The organism is Zooshikella ganghwensis, from assembly GCF_018263875.1.
GTDB lineage: Bacteria > Pseudomonadota > Gammaproteobacteria > Pseudomonadales > Zooshikellaceae > Zooshikella > Zooshikella ganghwensis.
The window spans coordinates 40470-60630 of record NZ_JAEVHG010000009.1; the positions used below are offsets into that span (position 1 = coordinate 40470).

Here is a 20161-nt window from a genome sequence, read left to right on the forward strand (position 1 = left end):
CCATACATAAAGTGTTTATGAAAGCAACTACTTTAACTTTCATGTAATACAAGTATTTGGGGCTTTCTCTATATTTTCATATCCATAACACGCTATAATCCCGCTCATTTTTCCATCGCATTATGCTATTACCGAGGTGGTATTGTGGCTAAGCAGAATTCACCAGACATCCGTACATTTCAGGGATTGATCCTGGCACTCCAAGAGTACTGGGCAAACCAGGGCTGTGTTATTTTGCAACCATTGGATATGGAAGTAGGTGCAGGCACATTTCACCCAGCCACCTTCCTACGTGCTATCGGTCCAGAACGCTGGAGTTCTGCTTACGTACAGCCCAGTCGCCGGCCCACTGATGGTCGTTACGGTGAAAACCCAAACCGTTTACAACATTACTATCAGTTTCAGGTGGTCATAAAGCCATCGCCAGATAATATTCAAGAGCTGTATTTAGGTTCTCTTAAAGCACTGGGCATCGACCCACTTGTTCACGACATTCGCTTTGTTGAAGATAACTGGGAGTCACCCACATTAGGTGCATGGGGCCTAGGTTGGGAAGTATGGCTTAACGGTATGGAAGTCACTCAGTTTACTTACTTCCAACAAGCAGGTGGCATAGAGTGCTACCCCGTTACAGGTGAAATTACTTACGGCTTAGAGCGTATTGCTATGTATCTACAAGAAGTGGATACCGTATACGACTTGGTATGGACTGATGGCCCTTTAGGCAAAGTCACCTATGGTGATGTTTTCCACCAGAACGAAGTGGAAATGTCCACGTTCAACTTTGAGCATGCTGACACTGAGGAGCTGTTCAAACAATTTGACTTTTTTGAGCGGGAAAGCCAGCGCCTTGTCGATTTAAACCTACCTCTTCCTGCTTACGAGTATGTACTGAAGGCTTCTCATACATTTAACCTGCTGGATGCTCGGCATGCCATCTCAGTAACAGAAAGACAACGCTTTATTTTGCGAGTACGAACGCTAGCCCGAGCAGTAGCCCAAGCTTACTTTAATGCACGTCAAGCGCTGGGCTTTCCCCTAGCGGACCCATCTATTCGCGCAGAAGTTTTGGCTAAATCTCATGAGGAACAAAAGTAATGGCAAAGCAAGATTTCTTAGTTGAGCTAGGAACGGAAGAATTACCACCTAAGGCTTTACAGTCTCTTTCTATTGCCTTTGCTAACGGGATCATTGAGGGTTTAAAGGCCGCTAACTTAAAGTTTGCTAAGCACCAGATATTTGCAACGCCTCGCCGCTTGGCACTACTTATAAGCCAGCTCGAAACACAGCAACCAGACCAAGAGATCGAGCGGAGAGGACCTGCACTTACTGCTGCCTTCAATGCTGACGGAAAACCGACGAAAGCAGCAGAAGGTTTTGCACGATCTTGTGGTACAACTGTGGATAACTTGGATACCTTAACTCAAGGAAAAAATGCCTGGTTGGTATATCGCACGGTACAAAAGGGCTCTAAGGCAACCACTCTACTACCATCAATTGTGGATAAATCTGTTGATAGTTTACCGATTCCTAAGCGTATGCGTTGGGGTGCGAAACGCGATGAGTTTGTCAGACCTGTACAGTGGCTGGTCATGCTGTTAGGACAAGACATCATCAACTGTGAAGTATTGGGTCAGCCCGCAAGCAACATAACCTATGGCCACCGCTTTCACTGTGGTAAACCTTTACCGCTGAAAGCACCACAGGATTACCCTAAAGTATTAAAAGAGCAAGGCTTTGTTATTGCTGACTTTGCTGGGAGAAAACAACAAATTCGCCAACAGATAGAAGACTTAGCGAAAACCATTTCTGGTCATGCGGTTATTGATGAAAGCTTATTAGATGAAGTAACAGCGCTAGTTGAATGGCCTGTTGCACTGTTAGGCTCATTTGATGAACGTTTCCTGAGTGTACCCTCTGAAGCGCTTATCTCTTCAATGAAAGGTCACCAGAAATATTTCCACTTAGTGGATAAAGAGCAACAACTGTTGCCTAACTTTATCACGGTTAGCAACATTGAAAGTAAAGACCCCAGCCAGGTCATTTCAGGTAATGAGAAAGTAATACGCCCTCGCTTGGCCGATGCGATGTTTTTCTTTGAAACAGATAAGAAAAAAACCTTGTTCGATTTCAGAGAAAAACTTAAACCCATCGTATTTCAAGCAAAACTAGGTAGTATTTTTGATAAAACAGAACGTGTCGCCAACTTAGCAAGCTATATTGCCACAGCAATCAATGGCGATGCAGAACTTGCTCAACGTGCAGGTCAGCTCTGTAAATCAGACCTTGCAGCAGAAATGGTACTGGAATTTCCTGAGCTGCAAGGGACGATGGGTTATTACTATGCCCAGCACGATAATGAACATGCAGAAATTGCAAGTGCCTTGCATGAGCAATATATGCCCAGATTTGCAGGTGATCAGGTACCGACAACAACGACAGGTGCCGCCCTCGCGATTGCAGATAAATTGGATACACTTGTAGGTATTTTCGCTATTGGTCAACCACCTACAGGAACTAAAGACCCCTTTGGCTTGCGTCGTGCAGCTTTAGGAATTCTACGTATTATCATTGAAAAATCACTCGACTTAGACCTACTAAGCTGTATTCAAAAGTCTATTGAGGGTTATAGCCAAAGTAATACCAAGCTTAATATTGCTAAAGACTTGCATGAACATGTCTTTGAGTTTCTTTTAGAACGGTTTAGAGCTTGGTATCACGATGAAGGTATCGCAGCAGAAGTATTCCTGGCAGTTAAAGCACTGAAACCAGTCAAGCCTTTAGACTTTGATCAACGTATTAAAGCTGTTGCTCGCTTTACTGAACTCCCAGAGGCTACTGCGCTTGCTGAAGCGAATAAGCGTGTCTCCAATATTTTGGCAAAACAAGGTAAAGCTTTTACCGACCAACCTATTGATAAAAAACTGCTTCAAGAAAAGGCCGAGCAACAACTAGCAACAGCGCTTGACAGTAAGCGCAAAGAAGTAGCACCGCTTTTTCAACAACGTTCATATACTGCAGCGTTAGAAGCATTAGCGTCGTTAAAAGACAGTGTTGATCGTTTTTTTGATGATGTTTTAGTTAATGCTGAAGATGCTGCATTACGTCAAAACCGATATGCACTGCTTAGAGAACTGCGAGCCTTATTTTTAGGTGTAGCGGATATTTCTCTATTAACCACTAAGTAAGAAATAAAGCAGCTGTTTTACAGCTGCTTAAACATTCCAGAGCAGTTATGAGCAAGCTAATCATTCTCGATAGAGATGGTGTCATAAACCAGGACTCAGATAGTTACATTAAGACAGTAGAAGAGTGGCAACCGATTCCCGGAAGTATTGAGGCTATCGCTAAACTTTCTCAGGCAGGTTATCTCATTACAGTTGCTACAAATCAGTCTGGCATTGCACGTGGACTGTTTTCAGAAAAAACATTATTGGCAATGCATGAAAAAATGCTATCAATGGTTAGCGAGGCAAAAGGCAAGATTGAGTGTATTGTTTACTGTCCTCATGGACCTGATGATGCATGTGACTGCCGCAAACCAAAAACGGGTTTAATAAATCAAATTGAATCAACATTGAAAACATCAGCTATCAATGCCTGGTTAGTCGGTGACTCATTACGAGACATCGAAGCTGCTGAAAAAGCAGGCTGTAAACCTATATTGGTAAAGTCAGGTAAAGGTCAACGTACATTAACAGCAAACCCAGCAATTAAAGCAGAAATACATGATGATTTGGCAGACTTTGCCGAGGCTCTTTTATCCCAGGACCACAAAGCATGAAGGATAACACTATTTTATTAGTTTCCAGAACCGTTCTATTTTATTTAGTACTATCAGTATGGACATGTTTGTGGACAAGTTTTTTTATTTTAGTGGGACTCGCAATCCCTCCACAAAAGCGTCACGCCATTATTGTCAGCCCTTGGGCTAAAGTAGCGGTTTTATTATGTAAAATTTTTTGTGGTATAACCTTTGAGATAAAAGGCAAAGAAAATATTCCTGAAGATAGCTGTGTTATTATCAGCAATCATCAAAGTGCTTGGGAAACATTTTTTCTACAAACACTCATTAGTCCACAAAGTCAGGTAATTAAACGAGAACTTCTTTTTATACCTTTTTTTGGCTGGGCTTTCGGCTTAGTGCAACCAATTGCGATAAATCGCAGCAATAAACGCCAGTCAATGAAATATATTTTAAAAAAAGGGTCAGACCTGCTTAAAAAAGGTTACTCAGTTTTAATTTTTCCTGAAGGAACTCGAAAGCCATCAGGTCAGTTAGGAAAATTTTCAACAGGAGGGGCAGTTTTAGCTGTAAATTCCGGAAAGCAGATTCTCCCTATTGCACATAATGCTGGTGACTGTTGGCCGCCAAAATCATTTATTAAACGTCCAGGTCATGTCACAGTCCATATAGGCAAACCTATTGCAACAGCTGGCAGAGAGTATAAAGCAATTAATGATGAATGCCGCCAATGGATTTTTTCAGCGCTGTCATAGCGTCTAATGAAGGTGAAGCAGCTTTATTGCTTCACTTTTAATCCTCCCTGCAAATACCTCCTTGCTGTATTCCATACTCTCCATTTAAGCACCATAAATAAACAATCATTACAGAGCTGATGTTTAACTGTCGTCCGCAACCAAACCTCAAAAAGGAGGTCAAGGTATACGTTAGAGTGACGCTTATTAATAGTTGTGAGTCCAAGGAGAGTTTGTACACCTAGTCATGTTTGACATTGATGGGACGTTGGTCAAGTCATATGATTTCGATACAGAGTGTTTTCAGGATGAAAGTGAAGTGCGCTATCATTCCAGAACCTACTTCGGGGATGGCCCTTGTGATCAAAAGGCATCCGAAATGTTAGGCTACAATTTTGTATCAGTTGGAAATAGGGTGCAAAGCCCCCAATTTATTAGTGACTACACTGAGGCTGACAAAGCATTAAAATATAATGGTTTGTAAAAAATCGCTGCACAGTAACTTATTTTTCGCAGCTTCAAGCCTACACATAAGCTGGATGTTAAACACCATGATGAATATTGAAGTACGAAAAGCTGAAAATAGTGATTTAACGGCGTTTTGTATGTTGTGGCAGTTTTACCAATACCATCAAAGCTCTTTTAACTACGAGGATATAGATCAAACTGGACGCTTTGATATTGATGACGAATACCTTAACGACGTGTTATCTGGTCTTGAAGAGTGTGATGCCTACATTATTTTTGTCGAAGATAAAATAGCAGGGTTTGCAACCATAGAGACTACCAAAATTTCAGGGAAACAAATGAATGAGCTGTCAGATATATTTATTCTTCCAAAATACCGAAAGCAAGGAGTAGCTAAGTCTGTTGTAGAAACTCTAATGATATCTAAACAGTATGAGTGGCATGTTGCTATCTATCAAAATGACAGACAAGCACTACACTTTTGGGAAAGCATGTTCAATAAGCTTGAAATTAAAGGGGTTACTAAAATCGAACCTCCTGAAACAGAGGGTTTTCACGAGTTTGTAGTAAAAAACACCTAGTTGGATAAGCCTGGTAAACGATGCCCTAGTTATTACTGTAAACTTAAAATTAATCTGGCAAATCTAGAGGGCTTCGACAAATAGCTTGCATACCTCGATAAATTGATAGATGTATACTGGAGAGCCACAGGATCTATAAAACGTATACAAGTTAGTGTTTTTTTCCACATTTCAATGATTGGTGCATATTAATAATTTAAACCAAGGAAGGGTGACCTGATGGGTAATAGAATACAGTTTGTACTAAACCGTTTGCGAGAAAGACTGTGGTTCAAGCCCATTGGTATGTGCTTGATATCAGTTTTTTTTGCACTGATGGCTAAAAATAGTAGCTATCTCGATATTAATGATCATGTACCGAATATTTCACTAGAAACACTAGAAACATTACTGTCAATCATATCTAATAGTATGTTAGTCATCGCTACATTTTCTGTAGCCTCCATGTTATCTTCCTATACCTTGGCCAGTAATACAGCTACACCTCGTTCTTTTGATTTAATTATAGCTGATGATGTTACCCAAAATGCTCTTTCTGCCTTCATTGGCGCATTTATTTTTAGTATTGTGTCATTAATAGCGTTAAAAAATAATTTTTATGATAAAACAGGTATTTTTGTACTTTTTATTATCACCTTAACGACTTTTGGTATTGTCATTTTAACATTTGTTCGATGGGTTGATCGGGTTGCAAGATTAGGTCATCTAGGCCCCACCATTAATAAAGTTGAAGTGGCGACAAAGAAAGCCTTTCAGAAACGATTACAAAACCCCACACTAGGTGGTATTAAGATAAAAACGGGCTTTGTAGAAAAATATACTGTTTATGGTAGTGAAATAGGGCATATACAAAGAATTGAGATGAGTGGGCTTCAGAAGTTTGCAAAAGAACACGATTGTTTTATCGAAGTTGTGGCATTACCTGGTACTTTTGTAAGTCCGGGATATCCATTGGCTCACATTTATAATATGGAGTCTTTTGATGGTTGTGACGAATGTATTCAAAAGACTTTTACCATAGGTCGCTGTAGAACGTTCGACGAAGACCCTTGCTATGGTTTGGTTTTATTATCGGAGATTGCTTGTCGATCACTTTCACCAGGTGTGAATGATTCAGGTACAGCGGTTGATGTAATTAAATCAATGATACGACTGTTTGTTTTATGGAATAAATCAGACAAGAAGGAAACTACCATAGAATATGATAGAATTATGGTACCTGAAATTACCATAAGCTCAATGTTTAATGATTCATTTAGAGCGATTTCCAGAGATGGTGCAGGGGATTTGTCAGTATCAATCTGGCTGCAAAAAGCTTTTTATTCACTTTCAAAGCTTGAGTGTCCAGAGATTCAGAAAGCTTGTCTGGAGTATGCTAGAGACTCATATTTATGCTCTAAAAAAACGTTAGGTATTGAGTGTGATGTTGATATTTTGTCTGATATGGTAAAAAAGATGAATGACAAGGTCATTTGTGACTAATTATATTTTTTTACATTAAAATTAATTTTTCAACACAGCTCAGTCATATTTTAAACATGAGTTATTTTACTCAGGTGTAAGCGAATAGGCGCTAACAGTGAGAAACTAAAATCACCATTACTATTAGCATTTCATGATTCTTTGTAATTTTAAGAAGTGGTAGTTTTGAAAGCTTCATATAAACCTCAGCGTATACTTAAGATACTTTTTTACTACAATACTATTATAGACTTGGGTACTAATTTATTTGCATTCACTGGAAATAGCTTTAGTAAAAATAATATTCATTCATTAATCATCTAAACCAAGCAGACGTTCCAATTAATTTTTCAGAAATACTCATTTCAAATCCCAACCGGAATACTTATGTCGGACCATAGAGAATACTCACATGAATCTTGGTTTGAACACCTTGGTACAGCACTAAAGCGATCTATTGCTGGTATCTTCTTAGTTATTTTGTCCTTTTACCTTCTGATATGGAATGAAGAGCGTTCAGTACTCCGGCATCAAGCCATTAAAGAAGGGGCTGGTGTGGCTATTAGCGTTCGACCAAATCAAGTTTTATCTGAGAATAATGGCAAGTTGGTTCATACTTCTGGTCAGCTAAAAGTGTTTAATCAATTAACTGACCCAGTTTTCAACGTTAGCGTTGCTGCGATAAAAATGTCCCGTGATGTATTCATGTACCAATGGGTTCAAGAAATCATAACTCGAACAGAAACTGCTCAGGATGGCGGTGAGTATACTATTACTGACTATAACTATAAAAAACAGTGGGTTAATAAACTGGTAGACTCAAGTAGTTTTAAGAAAAAAAACCATGAAAACCCAACAGAAATCCCCTTTCAGTCTCAGCTATTTTTGGCTGATAAAGTTAACCTCGGTGATTTTTCACTTTCAGAAAAGTTTTATAAAAAACTAAAACATTATGAGTCATTCAAGGCAGAGAGTATTGAACCACTAGCATTAAATGAGCGAATGAAACAATATGACGGAGGGTACTATATAGGAGAAAACCCACTATCACCGGCAATTGGTGACGTTAAAATTTCATTTCATATAGTAACGCCAACCATAATCAGTGCTATTGGTGAGCAAAGAAATAATTCGTTAGTTCCGTATTCTACATCGAGTGGTGAAAGCCTCGCGTTATTAGAGTATGGTACAGTAAGTATGGGCAAAATGTTTACTATCGCTGAGCAAGAAAATATAGCGTTAACATGGTTGGCTCGATTTGGCGGCTTTATACTGATGACGTTTGGTTTTCTTGCAACGTTTTACATATTTGAAGTGATTACACGCGTACTACCTTTTTTTGGGCGTTTAATAAATGCGGGTTTACTTATATTGAGCGTATTTCTCTCTGCATCTTTATCAATCATTACTATAGCACTAGGGTGGATAGCCCATAGGCCAATAATTGCATACAGCCTCATTGCAATTGCAGTATTATTTTTTGTATTTAGTATTTTTAAAGTAATGAAAGCAAACCCAGATATTGATGATGACTAGCTTTACTTGATCATATTGACCTATAAATGAACGCTTAAATACGATTTCCGACGTCTAATAAGCACCATAGCCAGTTGTTTTAATCAGACATCAAGCTTGCGAAATCCTCTTTTATGGCTTCTTGTGCCATGGTAACAGTAATAGGAACAGCTCCAGAGTATGGGTGCAAAGCATATACATTCATGACACTTATATATTCTATTGCTTTAATACCTGAGTGGTAATTGAGCAAAATGTCAGGTACAAGGCCAATACCCATATTCGCCTTAATTAATGCAATTGTTTGCTGAATAGTGTTTGTTTTGTGTTTAGCTTCAAAGCAGACGTCTTTGCCCTTTACTTTATGTGTTACATACTCAGGTTGCCAATGGTTTGCAATGTAGTGAGCATCTTCTATTTTCACGTCTGAATCAATGGATTGACAGAGTACATCACGAAACTCTCCTATACGCTTTTGACGATAACTACTGTCATTTGACTCTCCTACTCTAATGGCTAAATCAATGCCGTGACTCATTAAATCAAGCTTCGACTCCGAGCAAATTAATTCGAGAGAAACATCTTCAAGGTGTGAAAAGGTCCGAGTAAGCGCTGGTAGAACTAAAATATCCATCAAGGCATGTGGTGCCGTTACCGTTAACTTACCCTTTGGAACTTGCTGTTGAATTAGAATTTCATCCCATGCCTGATCCAGAATGACCTGGAGTTTACAACATTGTCGATAAAACTGTTCTCCTGCAGAAGTCAGTGATTGCCTACGGGTAGTTCGCTTAAGGAGAGTGGTCGATAACTCTATCTCAAGCTGTTTTAAATGTTGACTAAGCACTGATTTAGAGAGGTTAAGCTTTTCTGCTGCCTTAGTCATAGAGCCAGACTCTACGATAGTCATAAACAGCATCATACTTCTGAGTTTTTTCATTTTGTTTAATTTTTATAAACAGTTAGTTTTTATTTGTTTGTTTATCATAACAAATAGAGCACTTAAAATCTCTGTATCTTACTAGGAGGAAGTCATAGATGAACTCAAAAACTCTAGAGGTTTTCAAAGCTGGTAGTATCGCATGGCAAAATGCCTTTAACTCAAAGAATGCAAAAGTCTGTGCAGACCAGTATGCCGAAGGCTCAACGATGGTAGCAAAACCTTTCGGTGAATTTGTTGGTCGTAAAGCAATTGAGGCTTTTTGGCAAAGTATTATCGATCAAGGTTTTTCTGATGTGGAATATTCTAATGTTGAATGGCAAGCTGAAGATGAAGGTATTTACACTCTTACTGCTAAATGGACAATGAATAAAGCATTTGGGGTTATTCATAAAGAGCGCTGGCAAATTCAGGAAGATGGTAAGGCTCTTCTTATCTATGACGAGTTCGAAGTCATGGGAGAGAGGTAAGCATATTAAACCAACAAAACCAGATAAAAGTTAACGTCGTGCTCAGCTAGAGAGACTCCGTCTTTTATCTGGAAACATTCTTATGATGTGCTCGTAATTTCTTGATGGCCCACTCATAATGGCTAGACATTGCTGATACACAATAACTTCCAAGTGTAGTAGTACCTGTCCAGTCAAAATACTGTTTAGTAAAAAGCGCTTCATCAGAGAATGCTTGAGTTACTTCTAATACAGACGCATGACTTTCATTAAGCAGCTTTTTCGCCTTTTCAAGGCTAGTATTTTGATGTTTTTTCCAAATTTCAATATTCATTTCACTGTATATTTTCCATGTATACGGCTCGGGAAGAAAATTTCTTTTATTTCCAGCAGTGTTGGATTTGATCCAACTTAAAAGTAACTGATGCCACTCATAAAGATGCACTAGTACATCTCGAAGATTTTTATCACGTTTCCAGTGAGCTTCTTTCTTTTTCGGGTCATTTGAAAAGTCAAAATCCTTTTTAAGGGATTCATCAGGCATAGAATCAATTAACTGCCATAGTTTAGTAAAGTTAATATTTGCTGCCTCAATCATTTCTTTTTTTGTACTAGGTCTTGCCATTTTTATATCCCTTTCTGTACGCTAGCCGAGGAAAAACTTAGTACTGAAACCAGGTTGAGCGTTATAAAATTCCCATACTCTAAATGCGCTAATATCATACAAAATAATGTATACCCAAACCGAAGGTTTTTTAGGGGCGGCCGTCAAGCGATGAAGCCCCAGGAGCTTATATTAATAAGTGACTGGAGTGAAGAGCGCTGACAACAAACCCTAAAAATGATTCGTGAAGGGTATATAGCGCCTTTTAATTATAAAAGACGCATAGGTATTATTTATTACACCCAATCAATGTAGAAACTCAAACTAAAAATTATAAATACTGTTTATGAAATCTTAAGTGATCTTCAATAAATGAGGCTATGAAATAATAGCTATGATCATACCCTGACTGCAGCCTATACTCCAAAGGATAATCAATAGCATCACAAATATCTTTTAGTCGATCTGTTTTCAGTTGATTCACTAAAAACTCATCTTCACTGCCTTGGTCCAACAACATCGGAACTTTAGTCAGATTCTCTTGCTTTAAAATACAGCAAGTATCATAAGCTTCCCACGAGGCTGTGCTTTCACCAAGATAATGTCGAAATGCTTTTTTCCCCCAGAGAGAATCTACTGGATTTACAATGGGTGCAAACGCTGAGACCGATTTAAACCTGTCAGGATTTCTTAATGCTATCATCAATGCACCATGCCCGCCCATAGAATGACCACTAATACTCCAACGATCACTGAGTGGAAATTCTTTCATAACCAAGGAAGGCAACTCATTCACAATGTAATCATACATTAAGTAATGCTTATTCCACGGGGACTCAGTAGCATTGACATAAAAACCAGCCCCAAGCCCGAAGTCATAATGTCCATCAGGATCATCTGGAACATTATCTCCGCGAGGACTTGTATCAGGCATTATCAACGCAATACCTAACTCAGCCGCTACACGTTGAGCACCTGCTTTTTGGTTAAAGTTTTCGTCAGTACATGTCAATCCAGATAACCAATATACTACAGGTACTGGCTGCCCCATTAATGCCTGAGGGGGCAGGTAAATTGAGAATGTCATCTGACAGTTTAACGTTGATGAGTAATGACTATAACGCTGTTGATGTCCCTTAAAACAGTAATTATCCGCCAGCTTTTCTAATACCATAACCAAACTCCTGATGGCTGGTTTTTAATAATTGATAAACTAAAAGTGAATAACTGTTCGAATCGACTTACCTTCATGCATTAAATCAAAAGCAGTATTTATTTCTTCTAATGGCATTGTATGAGTAATAAATGTATCTAACTCAAACTCGCCTTTTAAATACTTTTCTACGTAATCTGGTAATTGAGACCTACCTTTTACGCCACCAAAAGCCGAGCCACGCCATACCCGCCCTGTAACTAACTGAAAAGGCCGTGTATTAATTTCAGCTCCAGCTTCTGCTACTCCAATTATTACCGATTCACCCCAACCTTTATGGCAACATTCCAATGCAGAACGCATTACATTAACATTGCCAATACACTCGAAGGAAAAATCGACGCCACCGTCAGTCATTTCAATGATGACTTCCTGAATGGATTTATCGTGGGATTTTGGATTAATGACATCTGTAGCACCAAGCTGCGTTGCAATCGAGAATTTATCTTCATTAATATCTATAGCAATTATACGACCAGCCTTTGCCATACGTGCGCCAATAATAGCGGATAAGCCCACACCACCTAATCCAAATACAGCAACTGTATCCCCTTCTTTAACTTTAGCTGTATTTATTACTGCTCCCATACCTGTTGTAATGCCACAACCTAATAGACAAACTTTTTCTAATGGTGCTTCCTTACTGATTTTTGCAAGGGCTATTTCTGGCAAAACAGTATATTCTGAAAAAGTTGAAGTCCCCATATAGTGAAAGATAGGCTTACCATCCTTATAGAAGCGGGTTGTTCCATCAGGCATTAACCCTTGTCCCTGTGTACTACGAATTGCCTGGCATAGATTCGTTTTACCAGAGGTACAAAATTTACACACACCACATTCAGGCGTATACAGTGGTATTACATGATCTCCGGGTTTTACACTTGTCACACCCTGGCCAACTTGCTCTACAATTCCAGCCCCTTCATGTCCTAAAATAGCAGGAAAAACACCTTCGGGGTCTTTTCCTGACAATGTATAATCATCTGTATGACAAACTCCCGTCGCTACTATTCTTACTAGAACCTCACCTTCTTTTGGGGGCATAAGATCCACGGTTTCTATCGACAATGGCTTTCCTGCTTCCCAGGCTACAGCTGCACGTGTTTTAATCATTTTTTAGTTCACTCCATTTTGACAGTGCACACATGTATTTTTCTAAATTATAGAGTTTTAAAACATACAATATCAATTTACGACTTAACAGTCATATAAGCAGAGCAACTGTGTATAAAATAGTTTGAGAGTTGATAAAACCGTACTCCTTCAGGTACCTTGCCATCATATTCATCACCATACGGCTCACGTCGTTCATAGAGATCTTTCCATTCAACTTGAATGGTGTCCTCTCGATAGGTCTCACCACGTACTGTATTGAGCTTGAAAGCCGTTCTTAATATGGTCAGACATCTCAGATACAAAGCACAGCACAAGCAGCGTAACGGTAATGATTAATAGAAAGTCATCCTTCCAGCCTCTCGACTGAATACTTAGAGAGTCCAGCTCTGAGGCAGAGATATTACCTTGTTGAATCTCGTCTAATTGCTTGTTATGAATGGCTTGTTTGAGTTCTGCTTTGTGTTGCTTATTGGTGAGATAGGTTTGGAAAGGGCTGGTAACTGCGGTGATTATACTTGAAACTATTTGCTTAAGTAGTAACTATACCCTCTTCTTTATTAATGATGGCAATAGCGTATTGTTGGCCGTCTTCATGCCAGTTTGAGATGGCTACACGTACAACAAACTCATACCCATCTTTTCGTTTTGCATAAATAATATTTTTCCTTTTATTCATAGGTCGAGGGGGTTCGTTATCTGCCATATACTGTTTAGCAAACAGATTATGGCTTATATGAAAACCTAGAGGAATTAAGATATTTAGGGGCTTTCCTAACACCTCAATGCTTTGGTATTGAAAAATAGCTTCAGCTGCTTTGTTAAAACAAACAGTATAAAGCTGCTGATCAACAATAATGACAGGCTTATTTGATTCATCTACTATGAAAATTAATATTTCTAGGCTCATCTTTACTTTCTCTTGTTTTTAAAGAAGAGTATAGCTATTAATTTTCAAGGTTTCACACAAAACCCTCTCCTTTGTATCAAGTATTTTCCAGAGCCACAGGGGGGTCTTACAGAGTCACTGTTCAAGTTGTGGGCTAGTAAGGGTTAGGTACCTTTAGGGTCATGACGCACCTTCAATGCGCAGTGAAAATGGTTGAAATCATTTAGATAGTTATAGTTTTCCTTTTCATTGTTGCGGAAGATCGATGATAGCAATAGCACACTGTTGGTCATTTAACTGCATATTTGAAATAGAAACGCTTATAGGGAACTCATAGCCATCCTTTCGTCTGCCATAAATAGCACTATTTCTACTGATCATCCTTCTGGGAGCAGCATTATCGGCCATAAACTTTTTAGCGTGCTGATTATGAGCACTATGTAAACTAAAAGGTATTAGAATATTAATAGACTGCCCTATGGCTTCTTCAGGTTTATATTGAAACCATTCTTGTGATTGTTTGTTATAACAAACAATACTAAGTTGCTGATCAATAACGATTATTGGCTCATTTAACTGTTCTATTAAAAAAACTAATTGCTCAATGCTCATAACATTTTCTTCATGGTTTAAAGAGTTGCATTTATTAGGCTAGCAGTCTTTTTTTCAAAGACACAAACGTCCTAATACCCATTTGTCAGATACCTAAGTCTAAATAGCAATAACCGTAGAAACTGTTTGCTTTATTGTTCATTAACCTCTATAAAACACTCTGAATTCATATAAACGCGAGATTAGAATGAGCACAGGTACAGTTAAGTTTTTTAACACAGCTAAAGGTTTTGGTTTCATCGCTCCCAACGATGGCAGTAAAGACTTGTTTTTCCATAAAAATGATATTCAAGGCCATGCGCCACGCGATGGTGACACAGTAGAGTTTGAAGTAGGCCAAAGCCAGAAAGGACCTTGTGCTATCAACGTTCAAGTTGTGAGCTAATAAAGCTTAAGTACCTATTGGAGTGGTGGCGCATCTTCAAAGCCTTCCGTTAGGTACTTCAACTCCTCCATTGTTAGCATATTCCCCACGTAGCCTGGCCTAGCTTTCAATGCATACAGCCTTCCCAGTTGTTGCTTATACAGCGGCATCATTGGGCCTATGGGTGGAAACTCAAGCATATCCTCAGTGACAACCCTTACACCTGGTCTATCTTCGAATACCTCACTATTGTTTAATGCGGTGAGAAAATCCCTTATTTCTGTATAGTATTTATCTTCTCTACCAAAGCCATTAAATACAATTTTATCGCTGTCAATTTCCCTTTGCTCCTCTAGGGACAAATAACTGTAGCTAGTTTCCATGAGGTCATACAGCTCAGTAATAGCGAGGACATCACGCTGAATGTCATGGGGTAGCTCAAAGTTACCCTCAAAGATCTCAGGGAAAAGTTCAACCAAATTACTGTCTAAAATCTCGATGTAATTCTTGTATTTATTGGCTTCGTAAATGCCACCGTCTTTATTAAATGCTGGGGCTAGTAATTGAAGGATTTTATATTGATTACTAAGTACGACTTTCTCGAAGTAGTCTAGGTGGTATTTGTTTGTCATTAGATTAGTTTGTTTGCAGTGTTAGTCGTGTAATAGCGTGTAATGGTTATATTTTTTTGTCTTTCTTATCTTTAACTAGGAGTAGCACCAATAATAAAACCATTTTAAAGGAGAGTAGAATGGGTTACGGAGCTTTTGTCCATATCACAAATGGAACAGATCAACTACTGCAAGTGAAGACAAAAAATGACACATGTATGTATGGTACTGGTAATTGGTCAGAAGTGATTTTCCCTGGCCAAGAATACCCATCACAATATATTGAAGCTAGGGCATCAGGTGCGTGTGCATTTTCCCCATCTTCAGTTGAGTACTCAATAGAGTCCGTTTCAGCTTCAGGCTATAACCAAATTGCTAGCTTAACATTAACGGAACAATCTAATAATTGGGGAGTGTCTGGCAGTACAGAAAATGTAAGGGTAGATAAAATTATAGAAGCAGAACAAGCTCATATGTGGTTTACAATAACTTCTACATAGTTATAAGGGAAGACTCCCACCACTCCCCTACATCAAAACCAGGGCAGCTTTTATGCGGGTCTAAGTCACGATGCCCGCATATCTCTGCAAGCGGATACTTATCTTTCCAGCGGGTTAACACACGGTCCAAGCTATCAAATTGGTCAGCTGTAAACTCATCCCGACCAATCAAGCACATACCCAGGCTGTTACTGTTGTAGCCCTTAACATGAGCACCTTCCCAGTACTCGGGCCGACCATTCTCAACCGTTCCATCACGTCGTATAACTTTGTGATAGCCGATTCCAGCCCACTTGCGTTCCTTATGCCATCGCTGTATGTCTTCAGCGGTTACGTCCCTATCATTCGGCGTGTCCGAACAATGGACAACTAATCTAGTGATTTTCATAGGTATAGTTTGAAGTTTGAATAGTTGATTCATAGCTGCTCCTCAGATCATGAAGCCGTTTACTATCCGCACGGGTCATGCGGGGGCTTTGTATTTGGTTTTATTGGGTAAGTTTGCATATTGAAGGCAAAAAAAAGCCCTCAAAGGGCTTCGGTGAGTTGTTTATGAAGCAGCACTATTAGTTACTTCCCAACATAGCCACACAAAATGAAACAGGGTGTTACCTGCAAATACAGAGTAAATCACATCATGGATTTTGTTTTTGCTTAGTATGCCCCATCAGTGTTTAGCACGTTACTTTCATATTCCTCACACTGTTTTGAAACACATGAAAAAAGCCTTTAGTTCACTCTTAGTTACCATATTGTTTTCCAATATAATTGGCTGTGCTTCAATTAATGGGCGGAGAGGGCCTGGCAAAAGCTATGATGGAGAGTACTACTGCACTTACCCTTTTATAACGACTCGTGAGGGTACTTTTACTTTAGGCGTGGAATTTTTAGCATTTGTTGTACCTATGGTAATTGATGCCGCATTTAGTGCAACACTTGATACCATTCTTTTGCCGTATGATGCGGCACAGTGTGTTTATAGGAAAAATCAGTAGTTCATAAACAAAAAAGCCCCATGGTTGGAGCTTATATAGATCATATTAGCATGTATAGGTTTTATCGAGTAGCGCGTAAAACCCCATCATCAAAGCTTTTCGAAGGCTGGAATTTGTCATTTAGTTCTAAATTTCTCAGATATTCTTTATGGTCGATAACTTGATTGATTTTATATTGAAGGTAAAGTGCAGCACCAAGAAAGGTAAAAAACCAATTCATCCAAAACGAACTTCTCTTATTAGCTTTGCACATGTAATGAAGTCTATCCCTTATCGCAAACAACCAAAAAATTGATGTGATTAAGCAGGAATAATTAACAACAGATTCAGCTAAAATAATCTGTGAATCATAGTCCCAACCTAACCTTACGGCAAATAAAAGATAAAGCCCTAGAATAAGACTTCCTACAAAAAGTACTACAACAAGACTTGACAAAAGAGGTGAAATTTTACGGTCACAGACCCTATTAATTATCTTTGTTCTAGAGAACATCCAGTAATAATAATAAATACCAAGCGAGAAAAATATTAAGGAAAATACTATTAACAGGTTAACTCTAGGAAGTTGGCAAATACTGTCATTCTCAGAGCTATTGGTTGATATATCTGAGCTTGGGGCTGTATAGGGACTGCTATCTAGACTCACAAGATACTCCAGAAAGAAAAAAGCCCCGCTTAACAGCGAGGCTTAACCTTAAAATATAGTTCTCTCAGTATGAAAAATATTATTTCATATCCATTCCAACCAATCAACATTATTTAATTTTATTAATGAAAAAGTTTACCAGAAACATGCTTAACCCCAATTTCAACTTCTTTATGAAGCGCTGCCACAGTGTTCTGAGACACCTCCTTCCACATACGGAAGTACGTGGTTTGTGGGATACCCGTCAGGGTAGAAATCTCTTTAACGGTCGGTGGCTTGTGCCCTGAGCCGTCACAGCTCTTGCACTTAGTACGTCGAGTAACGCCTGTTCCATTACAAAACTTACAGATATTATCTGACACCACCTCATAAACCGCAGCTCTCATTAGGTGTCTGGCTTGCGTACTTTGGTAATCATTTCTTCTACAGATCAGCTCTGCCAATTCATTGATTACGCTAGCATCGCCTGAATACTTAATTCGAACCAATAGATACGGAATACGGTCTAGCCCAGCGCATGCGCCAGCGACCATATCTGAGGTGATTTCGGGTATTCCATTGTCACCTCCTCCCATAGCTTTGTAATTAACTCCTTTCGCAGCCAATAAGGCTAATAGATTGTCGCTCATGTTCGTTAGGTTTTTAATTATTTTATGATTGCACCGCCTTAGGTGGCGGTTGTTTTATATTTTAAGATAAGTATTAATGTTAATCATGACTAGAAAAGGTAACTGCATGCTATTTTTACTTCATTCACTACTTTGTAAATCTCCTGTAGCTTGGGTTTCTGGCTCCATCTCGTAAGACTGCCAATTTGGTGGCAAGCTATCAGTATCTAAGTACATCACTAGCGATTTATCTATTTTATTGCTTGCACTTAGCAATCTGGCTAATCAATAACTAAAATGTACATAAATAGGCAACATGCTTGTTATTACTTAAACAAGCTCCCAAGGGTTTTACTCCATGGCAAGAATTTTAATCGTAGATGACTCAATAACAATGATAGAAGCGCATAAAGCAATTCTTGAAGGGTTTGGACACACTATATATTCTGCCCAAAGCGGTGAAGAGGGTGTTGAAAAAGCAATTGAGATTTTGCCAGACTTGATCCTGATGGACATAGTTATGCCTAACATGAATGGATTTCAAGCCACGAGAAAGATCACCAAAGATGATCGCACTAAACACATTCCAGTAGTGATCCTATCAACAAAAGATCAGGAAACAGATATCATCTGGGGTAAGAAGCAAGGAGCCAAAGGGTATTTGGTCAAGCCTGTTGACAAAAAGGAGCTAGCGAGCACGATAGACCAGCTTCTAGAAGAAGCTAACCAGTGAACTTATTTCCCACCATCTCCCGCATACGACTAGTGGTAATATACAGGTTTTATCAAAAGGAGCCTTAAAGAATGGTTTTATACTCTTCGTTTTGGATATATATCGAAGTGAAGACTTATTTAACAAATACTGTAAATAGTTTTTTAGATATAGCTTACTAAAGTTAAAATAGCAGCACTAAATCTACCGACTCTCTAATAATAATAAGTCATTTCTATTGTGGACCATGAGTTATCTTTTAAAAAGCCAAGATGAGGATCTTGTTGGTCAATACCAATATCAACATAGGTTAATAGTGATAATTTCCACTTTTCTCCTATTCTCATTCCTGCATCTAGTTTAATTAACGATGACTTGTAATCGAAGTCTTGAATATACAGCAGCTTAATTTCTGATCCTGCGGCATCATTTAAGCTTAGCCTGCCACCCACTGCAATATCTTGTTGCCACCAACCTGCTGCTTTTGCATTTCGGTCATCTCGGTAAGCTTCAGCGATTAAGCCTAAGTCATAACGGCTCTCCATAATGCCTGTTATCGTATATTCAAAACCAGCTGAAACTGAAGAAAATCCCTCATTCAGTTCTTGTCCTCCCATTAACTCTAGCTTCCATAACCAGTTTCCATCAGCCAAGCTCATATCAATCGCTAAATGATGGTTAACAACATAGTAAGGTTGTAATTCTTTACTACTTGGAGAAGGCGTTAAAATTGGACTTCTTCGAGTACCTGAAAAAAAACTAAGCCCAACATCTGCTTGTCCTATGGGACGATACCAACGCATAGCCCAATCTATTCGGTGCTTACCATGAGATGACTCGTAACGTTCGTGGTTATCTACAGCCAAACTTGTCGTTGGACGACTTGCTAAGCCAGGGAAAGGACGTGACCTAAACCAAGGCAACATAAATAGCTCTAATTCTCCCTCTTCCAACAGCCACGACCAACTGGCTAGAGGTTGTCCGAGCTTGTCTTCACGCTCAATACCAACAATATAGTCTGACTGATTTATAACATTAACAGGGTTTGCAGCTTCTAACGTCCCCCAAAATATACGTCTTAAGCCAACGGTTAAATCACCACTGTCAAATTTTTTCCGCCAGTAGGCCTCACGCATATCACCATAGCTTTCATCGCTGTCTTTGTAAGACCAGCGCCAAAAAGGAGCAAATAGCCACTCATTATCCTCTGACTGCCATATATACTCCCCCTCAAAACTTAGTTCAGGATAAAACTGCGATTGTCTTGAGTTTTTACTTTTTTGAGGAAACAGTTTTCCTCCTAATGTTAGTTCTGTGCTGTTATCAACCAACTCAACGCCATAAAGTGCATAAGTTGATATACACAATATTATAAAAATTAAATACTTCACACTACGCCCA

At 39.0% G+C, this 20161-nt stretch carries 23 protein-coding genes; 12 read left to right on the plus strand and 11 right to left on the minus strand.

The window, feature by feature from the left end; all coding sequences use genetic code 11:
* The first annotated feature begins 144 nt into the window (after positions 1–144).
* From glyQ to KHS79_RS13595, 7 genes are all read left to right on the plus strand, one after another.
* A complete protein-coding gene (glyQ, locus tag KHS79_RS13565) occupies positions 145–1098 on the plus strand; it encodes a glycine--tRNA ligase subunit alpha (RefSeq protein ID WP_027708862.1) in 954 nt (317 codons plus the stop codon).
* Positions 1098–3188 (plus strand): glycine--tRNA ligase subunit beta, encoded by a 2091-nt coding sequence (glyS, locus tag KHS79_RS13570; protein ID WP_212719760.1) that lies wholly within the window; start codon positions 1098–1100, stop codon positions 3186–3188. Before glyQ ends, glyS begins: the two co-directional genes overlap by 1 nt.
* Positions 3189–3235: 47 nt before the next feature.
* Positions 3236–3784 (plus strand): D-glycero-beta-D-manno-heptose 1,7-bisphosphate 7-phosphatase, encoded by a 549-nt coding sequence (gene gmhB, locus KHS79_RS13575; RefSeq protein ID WP_094789158.1) that lies wholly within the window; start codon positions 3236–3238, stop codon positions 3782–3784.
* Complete coding sequence (locus tag KHS79_RS13580) at positions 3781–4500, plus strand: lysophospholipid acyltransferase family protein (protein WP_038291572.1); 720 nt, start codon at positions 3781–3783, stop codon at positions 4498–4500. The genes gmhB and KHS79_RS13580 overlap by 4 nt, the downstream gene beginning before the upstream one ends.
* Before the next feature lie 530 nt (positions 4501–5030).
* Complete coding sequence (locus tag KHS79_RS13585) at positions 5031–5528, plus strand: GNAT family N-acetyltransferase (protein WP_212719761.1); 498 nt, start codon at positions 5031–5033, stop codon at positions 5526–5528.
* A 219-nt stretch (positions 5529–5747) separates the two neighbouring features.
* Complete coding sequence (locus KHS79_RS13590; RefSeq protein WP_212719762.1) at positions 5748–7010, plus strand: DUF2254 domain-containing protein; 1263 nt, start codon at positions 5748–5750, stop codon at positions 7008–7010.
* Positions 7011–7376: 366 nt separating this feature from the next.
* Positions 7377–8525, plus strand: coding sequence for a TMEM43 family protein (locus KHS79_RS13595; protein WP_212719763.1), 1149 nt, complete (start codon positions 7377–7379; stop codon positions 8523–8525).
* 79 nt (positions 8526–8604) lie between these two features.
* Here KHS79_RS13595 and KHS79_RS13600 read toward each other — a convergent pair whose 3' ends face one another.
* A complete protein-coding gene (locus KHS79_RS13600; RefSeq protein WP_212719764.1) occupies positions 8605–9444 on the minus strand; it encodes a LysR family transcriptional regulator in 840 nt (279 codons plus the stop codon).
* A gap of 98 nt (positions 9445–9542) precedes the next feature.
* Between KHS79_RS13600 and KHS79_RS13605 the strand changes: the two genes are divergently transcribed.
* Complete coding sequence (locus tag KHS79_RS13605) at positions 9543–9914, plus strand: nuclear transport factor 2 family protein (RefSeq protein ID WP_212719766.1); 372 nt, start codon at positions 9543–9545, stop codon at positions 9912–9914.
* A 64-nt stretch (positions 9915–9978) separates the two neighbouring features.
* On the opposite strand, the gene KHS79_RS13610 is transcribed toward KHS79_RS13605, so the two are convergent.
* The 5 genes from KHS79_RS13610 to KHS79_RS13630 form a co-directional block, all read right to left on the minus strand.
* On the minus strand, positions 9979–10518 hold the full coding sequence (locus KHS79_RS13610; RefSeq protein WP_212719768.1) for a ClbS/DfsB family four-helix bundle protein: 540 nt from the start codon (positions 10516–10518) through the stop codon (positions 9979–9981).
* A 310-nt stretch (positions 10519–10828) separates the two neighbouring features.
* A complete protein-coding gene (gene fghA, locus KHS79_RS13615) occupies positions 10829–11671 on the minus strand; it encodes an S-formylglutathione hydrolase (RefSeq protein WP_212719770.1) in 843 nt (280 codons plus the stop codon).
* Between the two features lie 39 nt (positions 11672–11710).
* On the minus strand, positions 11711–12823 hold the full coding sequence (locus tag KHS79_RS13620; protein ID WP_094789167.1) for an S-(hydroxymethyl)glutathione dehydrogenase/class III alcohol dehydrogenase: 1113 nt from the start codon (positions 12821–12823) through the stop codon (positions 11711–11713).
* A 532-nt stretch (positions 12824–13355) separates the two neighbouring features.
* On the minus strand, positions 13356–13733 hold the full coding sequence (locus KHS79_RS13625) for a PAS domain S-box protein (RefSeq protein WP_212719772.1): 378 nt from the start codon (positions 13731–13733) through the stop codon (positions 13356–13358).
* Positions 13734–13958: 225 nt separating this feature from the next.
* Complete coding sequence (locus tag KHS79_RS13630) at positions 13959–14324, minus strand: PAS domain S-box protein (RefSeq protein WP_212719774.1); 366 nt, start codon at positions 14322–14324, stop codon at positions 13959–13961.
* A 187-nt stretch (positions 14325–14511) separates the two neighbouring features.
* On the opposite strand from KHS79_RS13630, the gene KHS79_RS13635 reads away from it, so the two are divergent.
* Positions 14512–14709: a cold-shock protein gene (locus tag KHS79_RS13635; RefSeq protein WP_212719776.1), complete on the plus strand. Its 198-nt coding sequence runs from the start codon at positions 14512–14514 to the stop codon at positions 14707–14709.
* A gap of 14 nt (positions 14710–14723) precedes the next feature.
* On the opposite strand, the gene KHS79_RS13640 is transcribed toward KHS79_RS13635, so the two are convergent.
* A complete protein-coding gene (locus tag KHS79_RS13640; protein WP_212719777.1) occupies positions 14724–15320 on the minus strand; it encodes a YfbU family protein in 597 nt (198 codons plus the stop codon).
* 119 nt (positions 15321–15439) lie between these two features.
* Here KHS79_RS13640 and KHS79_RS13645 point away from each other — a divergent pair, with 119 nt between their 5' ends.
* Positions 15440–15799, plus strand: a complete 360-nt coding sequence (locus tag KHS79_RS13645; protein ID WP_212719779.1) for a hypothetical protein — start codon at positions 15440–15442, stop codon at positions 15797–15799.
* Here KHS79_RS13645 and KHS79_RS13650 read toward each other — a convergent pair.
* The gene (locus tag KHS79_RS13650; RefSeq protein ID WP_233468426.1) at positions 15792–16220 is read right to left on the minus strand and encodes an N-acetylmuramoyl-L-alanine amidase; all 429 of its coding nucleotides are present in this window, start codon (positions 16218–16220) and stop codon (positions 15792–15794) included. The two genes, KHS79_RS13645 and KHS79_RS13650, sit on opposite strands and share 8 nt — an antisense overlap.
* Before the next feature lie 295 nt (positions 16221–16515).
* Between KHS79_RS13650 and KHS79_RS13655 the strand changes: the two genes are divergently transcribed.
* A complete protein-coding gene (locus KHS79_RS13655; protein ID WP_165773546.1) occupies positions 16516–16794 on the plus strand; it encodes a YceK/YidQ family lipoprotein in 279 nt (92 codons plus the stop codon).
* A gap of 61 nt (positions 16795–16855) precedes the next feature.
* On the opposite strand, the gene KHS79_RS13660 is transcribed toward KHS79_RS13655, so the two are convergent.
* Entirely contained in the window at positions 16856–17440 is a 585-nt protein-coding gene (locus tag KHS79_RS13660) for a DUF4234 domain-containing protein (protein WP_212719781.1), read from the minus strand.
* Positions 17441–17562: 122 nt separating this feature from the next.
* Positions 17563–18069, minus strand: coding sequence for a hypothetical protein (locus tag KHS79_RS13665; RefSeq protein WP_212719783.1), 507 nt, complete (start codon positions 18067–18069; stop codon positions 17563–17565).
* Between the two features lie 337 nt (positions 18070–18406).
* On the opposite strand from KHS79_RS13665, the gene KHS79_RS13670 reads away from it, so the two are divergent.
* Positions 18407–18781 (plus strand): response regulator, encoded by a 375-nt coding sequence (locus tag KHS79_RS13670; RefSeq protein ID WP_212719785.1) that lies wholly within the window; start codon positions 18407–18409, stop codon positions 18779–18781.
* Between the two features lie 194 nt (positions 18782–18975).
* Here KHS79_RS13670 and KHS79_RS13675 read toward each other — a convergent pair whose 3' ends face one another.
* Complete coding sequence (locus tag KHS79_RS13675; protein ID WP_212719787.1) at positions 18976–20151, minus strand: hypothetical protein; 1176 nt, start codon at positions 20149–20151, stop codon at positions 18976–18978.
* Positions 20152–20161 lie beyond the last annotated feature (10 nt).